Here is a 15,959-nt window from a genome sequence, read left to right as displayed (position 1 = left end):
AGCACCATGCCACCTACCAGCAAATTCTGCTAATCTGAATTCAGTATTGCTAACGTTGAATCAGCCGCATGCTCGACCCCACCCTGCTCACCACCCTGGCCATCGTGGCACGCGAAGGCAGCTTTGAGCGTGCCGCGCGCCTGCTGCACGTAACGCCATCGGCCGTGTCGCAACGCATCCGTCTGCTGGAAGACCGGGCCGGCGCCGTGCTGGTGGTACGCGGCCAACCCTGCATCCCCACCGAACTGGGCGCGCGACTGTGCCGCCATGCACATACGGTGGCGCTGCTGGAAGACGAGCTGCGGCGCGACCTGCCCTGGGTGAGCGATGCACAGCCCCACCTGGCACGCACCACGGTACGCATCGCCATCAACGCCGACAGCCTGGCCACCTGGTTCATTGCCGCGCTGCAGGCTTTCAGCGCCGAAGACGACACCCTGGTGGACGTGGCCGTGGACGACCAGGACCACACCGGTGACTGGCTGCGCCGGGGCCATGTGCTGGGCGCGGTGACCTCGCTGGCACAACCCATCCAGGGCTGCCGCAGCCGCAAGCTGGGCGGCCTGCGCTACCTGGCCACCGCCTCGCCCGCCTATGTGCAGCGCTGGTTTGCGCAAGGAGTGACGCCGGCCGCACTGGCCCAGGCGCCCAGCCTGGTGTTTGACCGCAACGATCGCCTGCAGGACCGCTGGGTGCGCCGTGCCGTACGCAAGCAAGTCCCGCTGTTCGCCCACCGCCTGCCCTCCACCCAGGCCTTTGTGGACGCCTGCCTCGGTGGTATTGGCTGGGGCATGAACCCATGGCACATGGTGCATGAACACCTGCGCAGCGGTCGCCTGGTGGAACTGCTGCCCGGCCAGCACCTGGATGTGCCGCTGTACTGGCAATGCGCCAACCTGCCCTTGCCAGCGCTGGAGCGGCTGGGACGCTGCGTGCAGCAGGCAGCGGGGGCAGAGTTGGTGCGTTAGCGGGCATCTGCCATGTCGGCTCGGCCTTCTGGAAATCGTCAGTCCTTGAACTCCGGCGCTTTCTTGGCCATGTTGGCTGTCATGGCTTCCATCAGGTCCTTGCTTTGCAGCATGGCCGCGTTCCAGGTGGCGATGTAGTTCAGGCTGTCGGCCACGCTGTGGTCGCGGGCGTAGTTGAGCATTTCCTTGGTGCCGCGGACGGACAGCGGCGACTTGGCGGCGATGGTGGCGGCGATCTGCTGCACCCCGGCGTACAAGGCCTCACGCGTGTGGAACACGCGGTTGACCAGGCCGATGCGCTGCGCTTCTTCGGCGCCAAAGATGCGCCCGGTGTAAGCCAGTTCGCGCGTGATGCCTTGGCCGATGAGCTTGGGCAGGCGCTGCAAGGTGCCCACGTCGGCCACCATGCCGATGTCGATTTCCTTGATGGAGAAGCTGGCGTCCTCGCTGCAATAGCGCATGTCGGCGCAGGTGATGAGGTCGATGCCGCCACCGATGCAACCACCGTGGATGGCGGCAAGCACTGGCTTGCGGCAGCGCTCCAGGCTGGTGAGGGTGTCTTGCAGATCGAGGATGAGGCGGCGCAGCTTTTCGCGCATGCGGCCTTCGCAGTCGTCGGCGATGTGGGCAGACAGGCCCATCATCATCTGCAGGTCGATACCGGCGGTGAAGTACTTGCCCTCGGCCTGCAGCACGGCCACGCGGGCCTCGGGCGTGGCGTCCACCCAGTCAAAGGCCTGGCGGATTTCCTGCCACATGGTGGCGTTCATGGCGTTGGCCTTGTCCGGGCGGTTCAGGCGGATGGTGGCGATGTGGTCTTGCAGCGTGACGGCAAGGGTCTCAAAGGTCGGCATGGAAGCTCCTTGTAGGTATTTTTGGCCGCAAGCGCTTGATGGATAAGCGCAAGCAGCTATCAATTTAATAGCAAATCACGCCTTGGCGCCCTTCATCATGGCAATGTAGGGTGCCAGGCGCTGGGCCATTTCGTCGCCCAGGGCCTGCAGGCCGCTCATGGGGCGCACCATGACTTCAAAGTCCACGATCTTGCCTTCTTCGTCGAAGCGGATCTGGTCGATGCCCTTGAGCTCCTTGCCATTGACCTTGGCAGAGAACTCCAGGATGGCGCTCATGCCATCTTCGCTGGTGTAGGTGCGGTGGTAGGTGAAGTCTTCAAACACCTTGACCACCGTGCCCAGGATGACCTGCACTGCCTGCGCGCTGGGGTACGGGGTGTGCGCCATGGGCGAGCGGAACACGGCCTTCTTGTGCAGGATGCTGGGCAACTCACTCAGGTCGCCCGCGGCCACCATGGCGTGCCAGGCTTTGAGGCTGGCCTGCACGGCGGCCGGGGCCTGGTGGCTTGCGCCGGGTGCAGCCTGCGCGGCGGCGGGTGCCGGGCTCAGGTCCATGCGCAGCGCCAGCTCGGTGCCTTGCTTGATGGCACGCTTGGCATCCAGCTCGGCCGCCTTGTCGGCGCCGCCGATCAGGTGCACGCGCACGCCTTTCGCTTCCAATGCAGCCTGCAGCTCGCGGTTGGGGTCTTGACCGGCGCAGACGATGATGTTGTCCACGGGCAGGGTCATATCCTTGTTGTCCACCGTGATGTGCAGGCCTGCATCGTCAATCTTGCGGTACTGCACGCCAGGGATCATTTCCACGCCACGGTTCTTCAGGCCCGTGCGGTGGATCCAGCCGGTGGTCTTGCCCAGGCCGTCGCCCACCTTGCTGGTCTTGCGCTGCAGCAGGTAGATCTTGCGTGGGATGTCGCCGATATGGGCGGGCTTGAGGCCACCGCGCGCGCTGCCGGTGGTATCCACCCCCCACTCGGCAAAGAACTTGGCCTTGTCCAGGCTGGGGCTGGTGCCCTCGTGCAGCAGGTATTCGCTCACGTCAAACCCAATGCCGCCCGCGCCGATCACGGCCACGGTCTTGCCCACCGGTTTCTTGTCGCGCAGCACGTCGAGGTAGCCCAGCACCTTGGGGTGGTGGACGCCTTCGATCTCGGGCAGGCGCGGGCTGATGCCCGTGGCCAGCACCACCTGCTTGAATCCGGCTTGCACCAATTCGTCGGCACTGACGCGCTGGCCCAGCTTCACGCTCACGCCGGTCTGCTGGAGCCGCTCGCCGAAGTAACGCAGCGTCTCGTAGAACTCTTCCTTGCCCGGCACCTGCTTGGCCACGTTGAACTGGCCGCCGATTTCGCTGGCCGCGTCAAACAGGGTCACCTCCAGCCCGCGCTGGGCGGCTTCGGTGGCAAAGGCCAGACCGGCCGGGCCTGCGCCCACCACGGCCACGCGCTCCTTCTTGGGCAGCGGCAGGGGGACCAGAATGGTTTCGTGGCAGGCACGGGGGTTGACCAGGCAGGAGGTGATCTTGCCGCCAAAGGTGTGGTCCAGGCATGCCTGATTGCAGCCAATGCAGGTGTTGATGTCCTGCGAGCGACCTGCAGCGGCCTTGTTCACAAACTCCGGGTCGGCCAGGAAGGGGCGCGCCATGCTGACCATGTCGGCCTGGCCGTTGGCGAGCACCTCTTCGGCCACTTCGGGCGTGTTGATGCGGTTGGTGGCCACCAGCGGAATGCCCACCTTGCCCTTGAGCTGCTGCGTCACCCAGGCAAAGGCCGCGCGCGGCACCTTGGTGGCTATTGTTGGGATGCGCGCCTCGTGCCAGCCAATGCCGGTGTTCAGGATGGTGACGCCTGCGGCTTCGAGGGCCTGGGCCAGTTGCACCACTTCCTCTTGCGTGGAGCCGCCTTCCACCAGGTCGAGCATCGACAGGCGGAAGATGATGATGAAGTTCTGGCCCACACGCTCGCGCGTGCGGCGCACGATCTCCAGTGCAAAGCGGATGCGGTTCTCGTAACTGCCACCGTATTCGTCGTCGCGCTGGTTGGTCTGCGCGGCGATGAATTCGTTGATGAGGTAGCCCTCGGAGCCCATGATCTCCACGCCGTCGTAGCCTGCGCTTTGCGCCAGCACGGCAGCGTTGGCGTAGTCCTCCACGGTCTGCTTGACCTCTTCGGTGGTCAGCGCATGGGGGCGGAACGGGCTGATGGGCGCCTTGAGGGCGCTGGGCGCCACCAGCTCGGGGTGGTAGGCATAGCGGCCAAAGTGCAGGATCTGCATGCAGATCTTGCCGCCTGCATCGTGCACCGCCTGGGTCACCACCTTGTGCTTGTCGGCCTCGTGCTGGCTCGTCATGGCTGCGCCACCGGGCATGGGGCGGGCGCGGTCGTTGGGGGCAATGCCACCGGTCACGATCAGGCCCACACCGCCGCGCGCACGCTCGGCATAGAAGGCGGCCATGCGCTCGAAGCCATTGGGCGCCTCTTCCAGCCCCACGTGCATGGAGCCCATGAGCACGCGGTTCTTGAGCGTGGTGAAGCCCAGGTCAAGCGGCGCAAGCAGGTGGGGAAATGGCGTGGCAGATGCGGTCATGGCGGTTCCTTCAAGAAAGGTTGGCTGGAGGGGGGAAATGGCGCGCTATGCAACCAGTTGCACAAAAGTGTACGGTCGTTCTTATTTTTATGCAACTGGTTGCATAGCAGGGTTCTCCCGGCTAGACTGAACCGCATGTCTTTACCGCACGCAGTCCTCACTTCACTGTTGGAAAAGTCCACCTCGGGCTACGACCTGGCGCGGCGGTTCGACAAGTCCATTGGCTACTTCTGGCACGCCACGCACCAGCAGATCTACCGCGAGCTGGCACGCATGGAAGCGGCAGGCTGGATCGAAGGCTTTGTGCCGCCCGACGCAGGCAAGACGCGCAAGAAGCACTACCGCGTGTTGGGCGCAGGCCGCGCCGAGTTGGCACGCTGGGCCCAGGAGAGCACGGAGCCCATGGACCTGCGTGACGCCTTCACCGTGAAGCTGCGCGCCGATGCCGTGCTGGGCGAGGTCGATCTGGTCCCCGAACTCCAGCGCCACCTGGCACTGCACCAGGAGCGCCTGGCGCAGTACCTGAAGATCGAGGCACGGGACTTTGCACCGGGCAAGCCGCTGTCGCGCGCGCAGGCCATTCAGCACATGATCCTGAGAAAAGGCATTCTGTACGAGCAAGGGGAACTGGCCTGGGGGGCCGAAATGCTGCGCTTGCTGCAATCGGCGGGCTGATCTGTCAGACTCTGGGCTCTGCCGCGCAGACAGCCCTCGCTGCGCGCACCCACGCCACCACCACCATGCACCCTTCGCTTTCACTGCGCCACTTTCTGTTGGGACTGGGTGTGGTTGCCGTCTGGGGCACCAATTTCGCGGTCATCAAGCTGGCCCTGGCACAAATGCCGCCGCTGCTGTTTGCCACCCTGCGCTTTGTGGCGGTCATCCTGCCTGCCATCTTTCTGGTGGCGCGGCCAGCAGTGCCTTGGCGCAATCTGGCGGCCTACGGGCTGTTGATCGGCGTGGGGCAGTTCGGGCTGATGTTCATTGCCATGAATGGCCACATCTCGCCGGGCCTGGCCTCGCTGGTGGTGCAAACGCAGGTGTTCTTCACCATCGGGCTGGCAATGTGGCTCTCGGGCGAGCGGGCACACCCGGTACAGGGTGTGTCACTGGCACTGGCCGCCGGCGGCATTGGCGTGATCCTGCTGCACACCGACGGCAGCGCCACCCCGCTGGGTCTGGTGCTGATGCTCTTGGCCGCCTTGTCCTGGGCGGGCGGCAACATTGTTTCGCGCCAGGCCGGACGTGTGAACATGCTGGCCTACGTGGTCTGGTCCAGCGCCTTTGCCGTGCCGCCGCTGGTGGTGCTCACGCTGTGGCAGGAAGGCTGGACGCCGGTGCGCACCGCCCTGGAACATGCCGACGCCGCCGCCTGGGCCGCCGTCGCGTGGCAGGCCGTGGGCAACAGCCTGTTCGGCTACGCCGCCTGGGGCTGGCTGCTGGCCCGCTATCCGGCCGCCACGGTCACGCCCATGGCGCTGCTGGTGCCGGTGTTCGGCATGGGCGCTTCGGCCTTCTGGCTGGGCGAATCGCTGCCGGGCTGGAAGCTGCTGGCCGCCGCACTGGTGATGGGCGGTCTGGCGCTCAACCTGCTGTGGCCGCACCTGCGGCGCTGGGTGCTGCAGCGCGTCTGAGCGCGCTTACCCTTTTGCGGCCTGGGCCAGTCGTTCAGCGCAGGCGCTGGCCTGTGCGGCATCGCGTGCCTCCACCATCACGCGCAACAGCGGCTCGGTGCCACTGGCACGGATGAGCACTCGGCCGCCGTCACCCAGCTCGGCCTCGACCGCTGCCGTTTCCTGTGCCAGGCGCGTGTTGGCGCGCCAGTCCTGCCCCGGCTGCAGGCGCACGTTGAGCAGCACCTGCGGAAAGAGTTGCACGCCCTCCAGCAGTTCCGCCATGGTTTGGTCGTTGCGCACGCAGCTCTGCAGCACCTGCAAGGCGCTGATGAGTCCGTCGCCCGTGGTGTGCTTGTCCAGCGCCAGCAGGTGGCCCGAGCCCTCGCCGCCCAGCAGCCAGCCGTGGCGTGTCAGTTCTTCCAGCACATAGCGGTCGCCGACCTTGGCACGCACCAGCTTGACGCCCCGCTCGCGCAGCGCCAGTTCGATGGCCATGTTGGTCATTTGCGTGCCCACCACGCCGGGCACGAGCTCGTCGCGCCCCATGCGGTCACGGGCCAGCAGGTAGAGCAGCTCGTCGCCGTTGTACAGGCGCCCGGCACCGTCCACCATTTGCAGCCGGTCGGCATCGCCATCCAGGGCAATGCCGACATCGGCATGGTTGGCGCGCACGGCACGCACCAGGGCATCGGGGTGCGTGGCACCCACCTCATGGTTGATGTTGAGGCCGTCGGGTGCACAGCCAATGGACACCACATCGGCGCCCAGCTCATGGAACACCTTGGGCGCGATCTGGTAGGCCGCACCATGCGCCGCATCCACCACGATGCGCATGCCCTTGAGCGTGAGGTCGCCGGCAAAAGTGCTTTTGCAAAATTCGATGTAACGCCCAGCCGCATCGTCCAGCCTGCGGGCCTTGCCCAGGGAGGCCGAATCCACCCACACCGGAGCCTCTTCGAGGGCTGCTTCCACTGCCAGCTCCCACGCATCGGGCAGCTTGCTGCCCTGGGCACTGAAGAACTTGATGCCGTTGTCCGCAAACGGGTTGTGGCTGGCAGAGATGACCACCCCCAGGCTGGCGCGCTGGGCCCGGGTGAGGTAGGCCACCCCTGGTGTGGGCAAGGGCCCGAGCAGCACCACGTCCACCCCGGCCGAGTTGAAGCCCGATTCCAGCGCCGACTCCAGCATGTAGCCCGAAATGCGCGTGTCCTTGCCGATCAGCACCGTGGGGCGATCCTCGGTCTGGCGCAGCACACGGCCCACGGCGTGGGCCAGGCGCAACACAAAATCCGGCGTGATGGGCGGCTGCCCCACGGTGCCACGGATGCCATCGGTGCCAAAGTACTTGCGTGTCATGGGGTTCCCTCTGTGGATGTTGTTGTGGCCTGCGCGGCCTGCATGGCCCGCCAGACAGCCAGGGCCTGCACGGTGGCGGCCACGTCGTGCACGCGCACGATGCGGGCACCGCGCTCGACAGCCAGCACGGCGGCTGCCACGCTGGCGTGCAGGCGCTGCTCCACGGGCAGGCCCGTGACTGCGCCGAGCGAAGATTTGCGCGACCAACCTGCCAGCCACGCGTGGCCGCTGGTCAACAGCTCTGCTTGGCGTGCCAGCAGCGCAAAATTCTGTTCCACCGTCTTACCGAAGCCGATGCCAGGATCCAAAACAATACGGTGCCTATCAACACCCAGCGCTTGCATATAAAACGCCTGCTGCTGTAAAAACAATAGCACCTGAGGCACCACATCACCCTGCATGGGCTGCACCTGCATGGTCTGCGGATCACGGTGCATATGCATCAAACACACACCGCAGCGGGGGTGTGCAGCGACCGCCTGCGCAGCGCCCGGCTGGCGCAGGGCCCAGATGTCATTGATGATGTCGGCGCCCAGGTCCAGCGCCTCCTGCATGAGCTGGGGCTTGTAGGTATCGACCGAGACCGGCACGCCCAGGCGCACGGCTTCGCGAAGGATGGGGATCACACGCTCGCGCTCCTGCTCCAGCGGGACGGCGGGACTGCCGGGTCGCGTGGATTCACCGCCAATGTCCAGGATGTCGGCGCCCTCGCGCAGCAGCTGCTCGCAGTGACGCAGTGCAGCGGCGGTATCGGCATGCTGCCCACCATCGGAAAACGAATCGGGCGTGGCATTGACAATGCCCATGACCTGCGGGCGTCGCAGATCGATGGCGAAGCGTGTGGTTTGCCAGATCGGGCTCATGGGGTGCTCAAAACCACAAAACGGGGCCTCGGCCCCGTTTGGTGATGCTGGTTGCGTGGGAGTCACGCGGCCGTAGGCGAAGGATCCTTGGCCACGGCAGGGGTACCGCCCCCTGGATTGTCACCGCCAGAAGACGGGGTGCGCGGCGTCCAGTCCTTGGGCGGACGCGGTGGCTTGCCCGCCATGATGTCATCGAGCTGCTCGCTGTCGATGGTTTCCCATTCGAGCATGGCCTTGGCCATGGCGTGCATTTTGTCGGCGTGCTCTTCGATCAGGCGGCGCGCCAGCGCGTACTGCTCGTCGATGATGCGACGCACCTCGGCATCGACCTTCTGCATGGTCTCTTCCGAGATGTTGGTGGTCTTGGTCACCGAGCGGCCCAGGAACACTTCGCCTTCGTTCTCGGCGTAGACCATGGGGCCCAGGGCCTCGCTCATGCCGTAGCGCATGACCATGTCGCGCGCGATGTGCGTGGCGCGCTCGAAGTCGTTGCTCGCGCCCGTGGTCATCTGGTGCATGAACACTTCCTCGGCAATGCGGCCGCCGAACAGCATGGCAATCTGGTTCAGCATGTACTCCTTGTCATAGGAGTAGCGGTCCTTCTCGGGCAGGCTCATGGTCACGCCCAGCGCACGACCGCGCGGGATGATGGTGACCTTGTGCACCGGGTCGCACTTGGGCAACAGCTTGCCGATGAGTGCGTGGCCTGCCTCGTGGTAGGCCGTGTTGCGGCGCTCTTCCTCGGGCATGACCATGCTCTTGCGCTCGGGGCCCATGATGATCTTGTCCTTGGCCTTCTCGAAGTCCTGCATCTCGACCACGCGCGCGTTGCGGCGTGCGGCCATCAGCGCGGCTTCGTTGCACAGGTTGGCCAGGTCGGCACCGCTCATGCCCGGCGTTCCGCGCGCAATGACGGCAGGGTTCACGTCCTGGCCGACTGGAATCTTGCGCATGTGCACACCAAGGATCTGCTCACGTCCGCGGATGTCGGGCAGCGTGACATAGACCTGGCGGTCAAAGCGGCCTGGGCGCAGCAGGGCCGCATCCAGGATGTCGGGACGGTTGGTGGCAGCCACGACGATCACGCCGAGGTTGGTCTCGAAACCATCCATCTCGACGAGCATCTGGTTCAGCGTCTGCTCGCGCTCATCGTTACCACCGCCCAGGCCGGCGCCACGCTGGCGACCCACGGCGTCGATTTCGTCGATGAAGATGATGCAGGGGGCGTTCTTCTTGGCGTTCTCGAACATGTCGCGCACGCGGGCTGCGCCCACGCCAACGAACATTTCCACAAAGTCAGAACCCGAAATGCTGAAGAAAGGCACCTTGGCTTCGCCCGCGATGGACTTGGCCAGCAGCGTCTTGCCGGTGCCCGGAGGGCCGACCAGCAACAGGCCGCGCGGAATGCGACCACCGAGCTTCTGGAACTTGCCTGGGTCCTTCAGGAAGTCCACGACCTCCTTGACTTCTTCCTTGGCCTCGTCGCAGCCGGCCACGTCGGCGAAGGTGACGCTGTTGTTGTTCTCGTCGAGCATGCGCGCCTTGCTCTTGCCAAAGCTGAAGGCACCGCCCTTGCCGCCACCCTGCATCTGGCGCATGAAATAGACCCACACGCCGATCAGCAGCAGCATGGGGCCCCAGCTCACGAGCAGGGTCATGAGCAGCGAGCCTTCCTCGCGCGGCTTGACGTCGAACTTGACGTTGTTGTTGATCAGATCGCCCACCAAGCCCCGGTCGAGGTAGGTGGCCGTGGTGCGGATGCGGCGATCATCCTGGGTGATGGCCACGATCTCGGTGCCGCCCTGCCCCTCCTGGATGGTTGCGCTCTTGATGCGGTTGTTGCGCACCTCTTCCAGAAACTCGGAATAGCCCATGTGACCGGCAGCGCCCACCGCACGCGTGTCAAACTGTTTGAACACGGTGAACAGCACCATGGCGATGACCAGCCATACGGCGACTTTAGAAAACCACTGATTGTTCAAGCGCGGCTCCAGTGAGAGTGGCAAACGGTGTCAGGCACCAGATGGTTGCGATTTTAGGCGTTTCAACCCAAGACCCCCTTGCCTTGGAGGGTCATCCATGGCAAAAGCGCGGTTTTTTTTCGCGCTCGGCCGGGTTTACACAGCCCGGGCACCCTCTTTCAGACCGATGCCCACCAAAAAGGTTTCGGAGGATTTATCGCGCGAGGCCTTGGGCTTGACCGGCTTGACCACCTTGAAACGGCTGCGGAACAACTGCACCAGCGCCTCATAGCCGCTGCCATGGAACAGCTTGGTCACCAGCGCCCCTTCGGGCTTGAGGTGCGCGCACGCAAAGTCCACCGCCAGTTCCACCAGGTGGGCAATGCGCGTGGCGTCTGTCGAGGCAATGCCCGAGAGATTGGGCGCCATGTCCGACACCACCACATCCACGGCCCGCCCTTGCAGCAAGCCTTCGAGTTGCGCCAGCACCTCGGCTTCGCGGAAATCCCCCTGCAGGTAGGCAACGCCCTCGATCGGCTCCATGGGCAGGATGTCCAGCCCAATGATGGCGCCATTGAGCGCCCCCGAAGCCGCCCCATCGGGCGACAGGCGCCTGCGCACGTACTGGCTCCAGGCGCCTGGTGTGCAACCCAGATCCACCACGGTGGCACCCGGACGGATGAGGCCAAACTGCTCGTCGATCTCCTTGAGCTTGTAGGCAGCGCGTGCACGGTAGCCCTCTTTCTGGGCCAGCTTGACCCAGGGGTCGTTCACATGGTCGTTGAGCCACGCCTTGTTGACTTTTTTGCTCTGGGTTTTGACTTTCATGATCCTGGATTCTCGCTGGACACCATGCCATCCGCCCGGCCGAGGGGCGACTTAGAACTTGTCCGCAGGGCGCGGATAATACGCCCATGCCCCAAATTGAACTTACCCCGGCCGAGCGCCGAGAACAACGCGCACAAGCGCACCATCTGGACCCCGTTGTGCACATCGGCGCCGACGGCTTGACCGATGGCGTGCGCAAGGAAGTGGACGCCGCCCTCAACGCACACGGCCTGATCAAGATCCGCGTGCTGGCTGGCGAGCGCGCCGAACGCGAACTGATGTACCAGCAACTCGCCGCCGAATTGAATGCCGCGCCGGTACAACACATTGGCAAGCTGCTGGTGCTGTGGCGCCCCCAGCCCGTCAAGGAGCGCGCCATCGACGAAGACCGCATGCCCGGCCCCAAGACCGTGAAGGTGGTCAAGAACAGCCAGCGCGGCGGGCAACGTCCCGAAATCAAGATGCTGCGCGTGCTGGGCAACCAACGTTTGACGCCCGGTGGCCAGATCAAACGCGCCAAGAAGCGCAAACCCACCTCGGTGAAGAAGCGCCAGGCCGACTGAAACGTCACAAGCGCCCGCGTGGATTCACACGCGGGCAACAGGGTTCTCAATCCTGCGGTGGCTGCGACTTTCGCAGCGTATGCCACAGGGTGACCAGGGCACACGCCCACTGCAAGGTGTACAGCAAGGTGCCCAGGCCGTGCCAAAACTTCAGGTCCTGGCGTGCCACGATGCGCGGCGACACGCCATACTGCACCACCAGCGCCAGCAACAAACCACCCACTATAAAAAGCATAGCTGCTCGCGCCCATGGATAGGGCGTCACAGCCATTTTTGGCCTAGAGATCAGCAAGAGTCCCATGCAGCAGACCACCGACACCCAGGTCTGCGCCGCAAACAGCTTGGCAGCCAGGGTGCCCGCCATGGCGGGTGTGGGCAGGTGCGCAAACAGCAGCGGCACGGCAAGAAAGCCGATGCTCGACAGACTGCCCCACCACAGGGCCGCCACCAAGGCGGGAAGGCGTTCACGCATGGGATGGGGTCAGACGTAGCTGACGCCGACAATCTCGTAGCGGCGCACGCCACCGGGGGCCTGCACCTCAGCGGTATCGCCCTCCTCCTTGCCGATCAGGGCACGGGCGATGGGGCTGGAGATGTTGATCAACCCCTGCTTGAGATCGGCCTCGTCCTCGCCCACGATCTGGTAAGTCACGGCGTCGCCCGAATCTTCGTCTTCCAGCTCGACCGTGGCCCCGAAGACCACGCGACCGGCGGCATCCACCGCGGAAGGGTCGATGATTTGCGCCGCCGAGAGCTTGCCCTCGATTTCCTGGATGCGGCCTTCAATGAAGCCCTGGCGGTCCTTGGCAGCTTCGTACTCGGCGTTTTCGCTCAGGTCACCCTGGGCACGGGCTTCGGCAATGGCGGCAATCACCGCCGGGCGATCCACGGTCTTGAGGCGGTGCAGCTCGGTCTTGAGCTTCTCGGCACCGCGCTTGGTAATTGGAATGGTGGCCATTCGGTCTGTCTCCATCAACAAAGGGAATGGGCGCGCCTGTCGCGGCCCCTGGCGGTGCAGACCCCGGATACCCCGTAGGCCGCACCCAAAAGCAAACCGCCGCACGTTGCCGCGCGGCGGTGTTGGTTCAGGGCGCAATTATGCCGTGATTACGGCAGCTTCAAGCCGCCAGCTGGGCATGCATCTCCTGCACGGAAATGACGTCGAGCTGGTTCATGTGCTGCATGCCTTCCACGGCCGCCTCGGCGCCGAAGATGGTGGTGAAGGTGGTCACGCGCGCCAGCAGCGAGCTTGTGCGGATGGCACGCGAGTCGGCAATGGCGTTGCGGCGCTCTTCCACCGTGTTGATGACCATGACGATCTCGTCGTTCTTGATCATGTCCACGATGTGCGGGCGGCCTTCGGTCACCTTGTTCACCACCTTGACCGGCACGCCGGCCGCTTCGATGGCGGCGGCCGTGCCCTTGGTGGCGACCAGTTCAAAGCCCAGCGCGACGAGCTGGCGCGCGATGTCCACGGCGCGCGGCTTGTCGGCGTTCTTCACGGTCAGGAACACCTTGCCCGAGGTCGGCAGCTTGGTACCGGCGCCGAGCTGGCTCTTGACGAAGGCTTCGCCGAAGGTCTTGCCCACGCCCATCACTTCGCCGGTGGACTTCATCTCGGGGCCGAGGATGGTGTCCACACCGGGGAACTTCACGAACGGGAACACAGCCTCCTTCACGCTGAAGTACGGCGGTGTCACTTCCTTGGTGATGCCCTGCGCGGCCAGTGTCTGGCCGGCCATGCAGCGCGCGGCCACCTTGGCGAGCTGGATGCCCGTGGCCTTGCTGACGAAGGGCACCGTGCGCGAGGCACGCGGGTTCACTTCAAGCACATAGATGATGTCCTTGCCGTCGGCCTCCTGGATGGCGAACTGCACGTTCATCAGGCCCACCACGTTCAGGCCGTGGGCCATGGCGGTGGTCTGGCGCTTGATCTCGGCCACGGTCTCGGCCTTGAGGTAGTACGGCGGCAGCGAGCAGGCGGAGTCGCCCGAGTGCACGCCGGCCTGCTCGATGTGCTCCATCACGCCGCCAATGAACACGGCACCGGAGCTGTCGCGCACGCAGTCCACGTCGCACTCGATGGCGTTGGAGAGGAAGCGGTCGAGCAGCACGGGCGAGTCGTTGCTCACCTTCACGGCCTCGCGCATGTAGCGCTCCAGGTCGCGCTGCTCGTGCACGATTTCCATGGCGCGGCCACCCAGCACGTAGCTGGGGCGCACCACCAGCGGGTAGCCCAGGGCAGCCGCTTTCTCGAGCGCCTCGGGTTCGGTGCGCGCCGTGGCGTTGGGCGGCTGGCGCAGGCCCAGGTCGCCCAGCAGCTTCTGGAAACGCTCGCGGTCTTCGGCTGCGTCGATCATGTCGGGCGTGGTGCCGATGATGGGCACGCCAGCAGCCTCCAGGCCCAGCGCCAGCTTCAAAGGCGTCTGGCCGCCGTATTGCACGATCACACCGGCGGGCTTTTCCTTGTCCACGATCTCCAGCACGTCTTCCAGCGTGACGGGCTCGAAGTACAGGCGGTCCGAGGTGTCGTAGTCGGTGGACACGGTCTCGGGGTTGCAGTTGACCATGATGGTCTCGTAGCCGTCCTCGCGCATGGCGAGCGCGGCGTGCACGCAGCAGTAGTCGAACTCGATGCCCTGGCCGATGCGGTTGGGTCCACCGCCGAGCACCATGATCTTCTTCTTGTCGGTGGGCGCGGCCTCGCACTCGTCCTCGTAGGTCGAGTACATGTAGGCCGTGTTGGTGGCGAACTCGGCCGCGCAGGTGTCCACGCGCTTGTAGACCGGACGCACGTTGAGGGCGCGGCGCTGGTCGCGCACGGCCTGTTCCGTGGTCTTGAGCAGCTTGGCCAGGCGGCGGTCGGAGAAGCCCTTCTTCTTGAGCGCGCGCAGGGTATCGGCGTCCAGCGCGGCCAGCGCGCCCTCGCCCTTCTCGGCGGCGAGCTTGTCCAGGTCGAGTTCGATCTTCACGATCTCCTCGATCTGCACCAGGAACCACTTGTCGATCTTGGTGAGGTCGTACACCTCGTCCACTGACAGGCCCATGGCGAAGGCATCACCCACGTACCAGATGCGCTCGGGACCGGGCTCGCCCAGTTCCTTCTCCAGCACCTCGCGGTCCTGGGTCTTTTCGTTCATGCCGTCCACGCCCACTTCCAGGCCGCGCAGGGCCTTCTGGAACGATTCCTGGAAGGTGCGGCCCATGGCCATGACCTCGCCCACGCTCTTCATCTGCGTGGTCAGGCGCGAATCGGCCGTGGGGAATTTCTCGAACGCGAAGCGCGGGATCTTGGTCACCACGTAATCGATGGAAGGCTCGAACGACGCAGGCGTGACGCCACCCGTGATTTCGTTGCGCAGCTCGTCGAGCGTGTAGCCCACGGCCAGCTTGGCCGCCACCTTGGCGATGGGGAAGCCCGTGGCCTTGGAAGCCAGCGCCGAGGAACGCGACACGCGCGGGTTCATCTCGATGACGATCATGCGGCCGTCCTTCGGGTTCACCGAGAACTGCACGTTGGAGCCGCCCGTGTCCACGCCGATCTCGCGCAGCACCGCCAGGCTGGCGTTGCGCATGATCTGGTATTCCTTGTCGGTCAGCGTCTGTGCCGGGGCCACGGTGATGGAGTCGCCCGTGTGCACGCCCATGGGGTCGAGGTTCTCGATGGAGCAGATGATGATGCAGTTGTCCGCCTTGTCGCGGACCACTTCCATCTCGTACTCCTTCCAGCCGAGCAGCGATTCTTCGATCAGCAGCTCATTGGTGGGCGAGGCTTCCAGGCCGCGCTTGCAGATGGTCTCGAACTCTTCCGGGTTGTAGGCGATGCCGCCGCCCGTGCCGCCCAGCGTGAAGCTGGGGCGGATGACGGTGGGGAAGCCCACGTTCTTCTGCACGGCCCAGGCCTCGTCCATGCTGTGGGCGATGCCCGAGCGCGCCGAGCCCAGGCCGATGCGGGTCATCGCATCCTTGAACTTCAGGCGGTCCTCGGCCTTGTCGATGGCCTCGGGCGTGGCGCCGATCAGCTCGACCTTGTACTTGTGCAGCACGCCGTTGCGCCACAGGTCCAGCGCGCAGTTCAGCGCGGTCTGGCCGCCCATGGTGGGCAGGATGGCGTCGGGGCGCTCCTTGGCGATGATCTTCTCGACCGTCTGCCAGGTGATGGGCTCGATGTAGGTGACGTCGGCCGTGGCCGGATCGGTCATGATCGTCGCGGGGTTGCTGTTGATCAGGATGACCTTGTAGCCCTCCTCGCGCAGCGCCTTGCAGGCCTGCACGCCCGAGTAGTCGAACTCGCAGGCCTGGCCGATGATGATCGGGCCGGCGCCGATGATGAGGATGCTTTTGATGTCTGTGCGTTTTGGCATGGT

13 protein-coding genes and 1 pseudogene are annotated in these 15,959 nt (G+C 65.0%); 4 read left to right on the top strand and 10 right to left on the bottom strand.

Features of this window, described 5'->3' with window-relative positions; genetic code table 11:
• Nucleotides 1–68 precede the first annotated feature (68 nt).
• A complete protein-coding gene (locus GWK50_RS07365) occupies nt 69–968 on the top strand; it encodes a LysR family transcriptional regulator ArgP (protein ID WP_162015864.1) in 900 nt (299 codons plus the stop codon).
• Nucleotides 969–1,006: 38 nt separating this feature from the next.
• Here GWK50_RS07365 and GWK50_RS07360 read toward each other — a convergent pair whose 3' ends face one another.
• From GWK50_RS07360 to GWK50_RS07355, 3 genes and pseudogenes are all read right to left on the bottom strand, one after another.
• The gene (locus tag GWK50_RS07360; protein WP_162015862.1) at nt 1,007–1,822 is read right to left on the bottom strand and encodes a crotonase/enoyl-CoA hydratase family protein; all 816 of its coding nucleotides are present in this window, start codon (nt 1,820–1,822) and stop codon (nt 1,007–1,009) included.
• 75 nt (nt 1,823–1,897) lie between these two features.
• A complete protein-coding gene (locus GWK50_RS20085) occupies nt 1,898–2,377 on the bottom strand; it encodes a nuclear transport factor 2 family protein (RefSeq protein WP_347339552.1) in 480 nt (159 codons plus the stop codon).
• Nucleotides 2,375–4,405 (bottom strand): annotated as a pseudogene (locus GWK50_RS07355) (NADPH-dependent 2,4-dienoyl-CoA reductase); the annotation flags it as partial. The gene GWK50_RS20085 and the pseudogene GWK50_RS07355, both read right to left, overlap by 3 nt.
• Before the next feature lie 135 nt (nt 4,406–4,540).
• Between GWK50_RS07355 and GWK50_RS07350 the strand changes: the two are divergent.
• Nucleotides 4,541–5,080 carry a PadR family transcriptional regulator gene (locus GWK50_RS07350; RefSeq protein ID WP_162015859.1) on the top strand — a complete coding sequence of 180 codons (540 nt, stop codon included), beginning with the start codon at nt 4,541–4,543 and terminating at the stop codon, nt 5,078–5,080.
• Nucleotides 5,081–5,145: 65 nt separating this feature from the next.
• Nucleotides 5,146–6,039, top strand: coding sequence for an EamA family transporter (locus GWK50_RS07345; protein WP_162015857.1), 894 nt, complete (start codon nt 5,146–5,148; stop codon nt 6,037–6,039).
• Nucleotides 6,040–6,045: 6 nt separating this feature from the next.
• Here GWK50_RS07345 and glmM read toward each other — a convergent pair whose 3' ends face one another.
• From glmM to GWK50_RS07325, 4 genes are all read right to left on the bottom strand, one after another.
• Entirely contained in the window at nt 6,046–7,377 is a 1,332-nt protein-coding gene (glmM, locus tag GWK50_RS07340) for a phosphoglucosamine mutase (protein WP_162015855.1), read from the bottom strand.
• On the bottom strand, nt 7,374–8,240 hold the full coding sequence (gene folP, locus GWK50_RS07335; RefSeq protein ID WP_162015853.1) for a dihydropteroate synthase: 867 nt from the start codon (nt 8,238–8,240) through the stop codon (nt 7,374–7,376). Before folP ends, glmM begins: the two co-directional genes overlap by 4 nt.
• Nucleotides 8,241–8,302: 62 nt before the next feature.
• Nucleotides 8,303–10,222, bottom strand: a complete 1,920-nt coding sequence (ftsH, locus tag GWK50_RS07330) for an ATP-dependent zinc metalloprotease FtsH (protein WP_162015852.1) — start codon at nt 10,220–10,222, stop codon at nt 8,303–8,305.
• 135 nt (nt 10,223–10,357) lie between these two features.
• A complete protein-coding gene (locus tag GWK50_RS07325; protein ID WP_162015850.1) occupies nt 10,358–11,029 on the bottom strand; it encodes an RlmE family RNA methyltransferase in 672 nt (223 codons plus the stop codon).
• A gap of 86 nt (nt 11,030–11,115) precedes the next feature.
• On the opposite strand from GWK50_RS07325, the gene GWK50_RS07320 reads away from it, so the two are divergent.
• Complete coding sequence (locus GWK50_RS07320; protein WP_162015848.1) at nt 11,116–11,592, top strand: YhbY family RNA-binding protein; 477 nt, start codon at nt 11,116–11,118, stop codon at nt 11,590–11,592.
• Between the two features lie 46 nt (nt 11,593–11,638).
• On the opposite strand, the gene GWK50_RS07315 is transcribed toward GWK50_RS07320, so the two are convergent.
• The 3 genes from GWK50_RS07315 to carB form a co-directional block, all read right to left on the bottom strand.
• Nucleotides 11,639–12,064, bottom strand: a complete 426-nt coding sequence (locus tag GWK50_RS07315; protein ID WP_162015846.1) for a DUF4149 domain-containing protein — start codon at nt 12,062–12,064, stop codon at nt 11,639–11,641.
• A gap of 9 nt (nt 12,065–12,073) precedes the next feature.
• Nucleotides 12,074–12,550, bottom strand: coding sequence for a transcription elongation factor GreA (gene greA, locus GWK50_RS07310; RefSeq protein WP_162015844.1), 477 nt, complete (start codon nt 12,548–12,550; stop codon nt 12,074–12,076).
• Between the two features lie 160 nt (nt 12,551–12,710).
• A complete protein-coding gene (carB, locus tag GWK50_RS07305) occupies nt 12,711–15,956 on the bottom strand; it encodes a carbamoyl-phosphate synthase large subunit (RefSeq protein ID WP_162015843.1) in 3,246 nt (1,081 codons plus the stop codon).
• Between the last annotated feature and the right edge of the window lie 3 nt (nt 15,957–15,959).

Origin of the sequence: Acidovorax sp. 210-6 (assembly GCF_010020825.1) — a bacterium.
GTDB lineage: Bacteria > Pseudomonadota > Gammaproteobacteria > Burkholderiales > Burkholderiaceae_C > Simplicispira > Simplicispira sedimenti.
The sequence above is the reverse complement of the archived record's forward strand: the minus strand, read 5'-3'. Positions and strand labels throughout refer to the sequence as shown.

Coding starts and splice junctions, on each gene's coding strand:
- GWK50_RS07365 (WP_162015864.1), top strand. CDS start 69: ATGCTCGACCCCACCCTGCTCACCACCCTGGCCATCGTGGCACGCGAA.
- GWK50_RS07360 (WP_162015862.1), bottom strand. CDS start 1,822: ATGCCGACCTTTGAGACCCTTGCCGTCACGCTGCAAGACCACATCGCC.
- GWK50_RS20085 (WP_347339552.1), bottom strand. CDS start 2,377: ATGGACCTGAGCCCGGCACCCGCCGCCGCGCAGGCTGCACCCGGCGCA.
- GWK50_RS07350 (WP_162015859.1), top strand. CDS start 4,541: ATGTCTTTACCGCACGCAGTCCTCACTTCACTGTTGGAAAAGTCCACC.
- GWK50_RS07345 (WP_162015857.1), top strand. CDS start 5,146: ATGCACCCTTCGCTTTCACTGCGCCACTTTCTGTTGGGACTGGGTGTG.
- glmM (WP_162015855.1), bottom strand. CDS start 7,377: ATGACACGCAAGTACTTTGGCACCGATGGCATCCGTGGCACCGTGGGG.
- folP (WP_162015853.1), bottom strand. CDS start 8,240: ATGAGCCCGATCTGGCAAACCACACGCTTCGCCATCGATCTGCGACGC.
- GWK50_RS07325 (WP_162015850.1), bottom strand. CDS start 11,029: ATGAAAGTCAAAACCCAGAGCAAAAAAGTCAACAAGGCGTGGCTCAAC.
- GWK50_RS07320 (WP_162015848.1), top strand. CDS start 11,116: ATGCCCCAAATTGAACTTACCCCGGCCGAGCGCCGAGAACAACGCGCA.
- GWK50_RS07315 (WP_162015846.1), bottom strand. CDS start 12,064: ATGCGTGAACGCCTTCCCGCCTTGGTGGCGGCCCTGTGGTGGGGCAGT.
- greA (WP_162015844.1), bottom strand. CDS start 12,550: ATGGCCACCATTCCAATTACCAAGCGCGGTGCCGAGAAGCTCAAGACC.
- carB (WP_162015843.1), bottom strand. CDS start 15,956: ATGCCAAAACGCACAGACATCAAAAGCATCCTCATCATCGGCGCCGGC.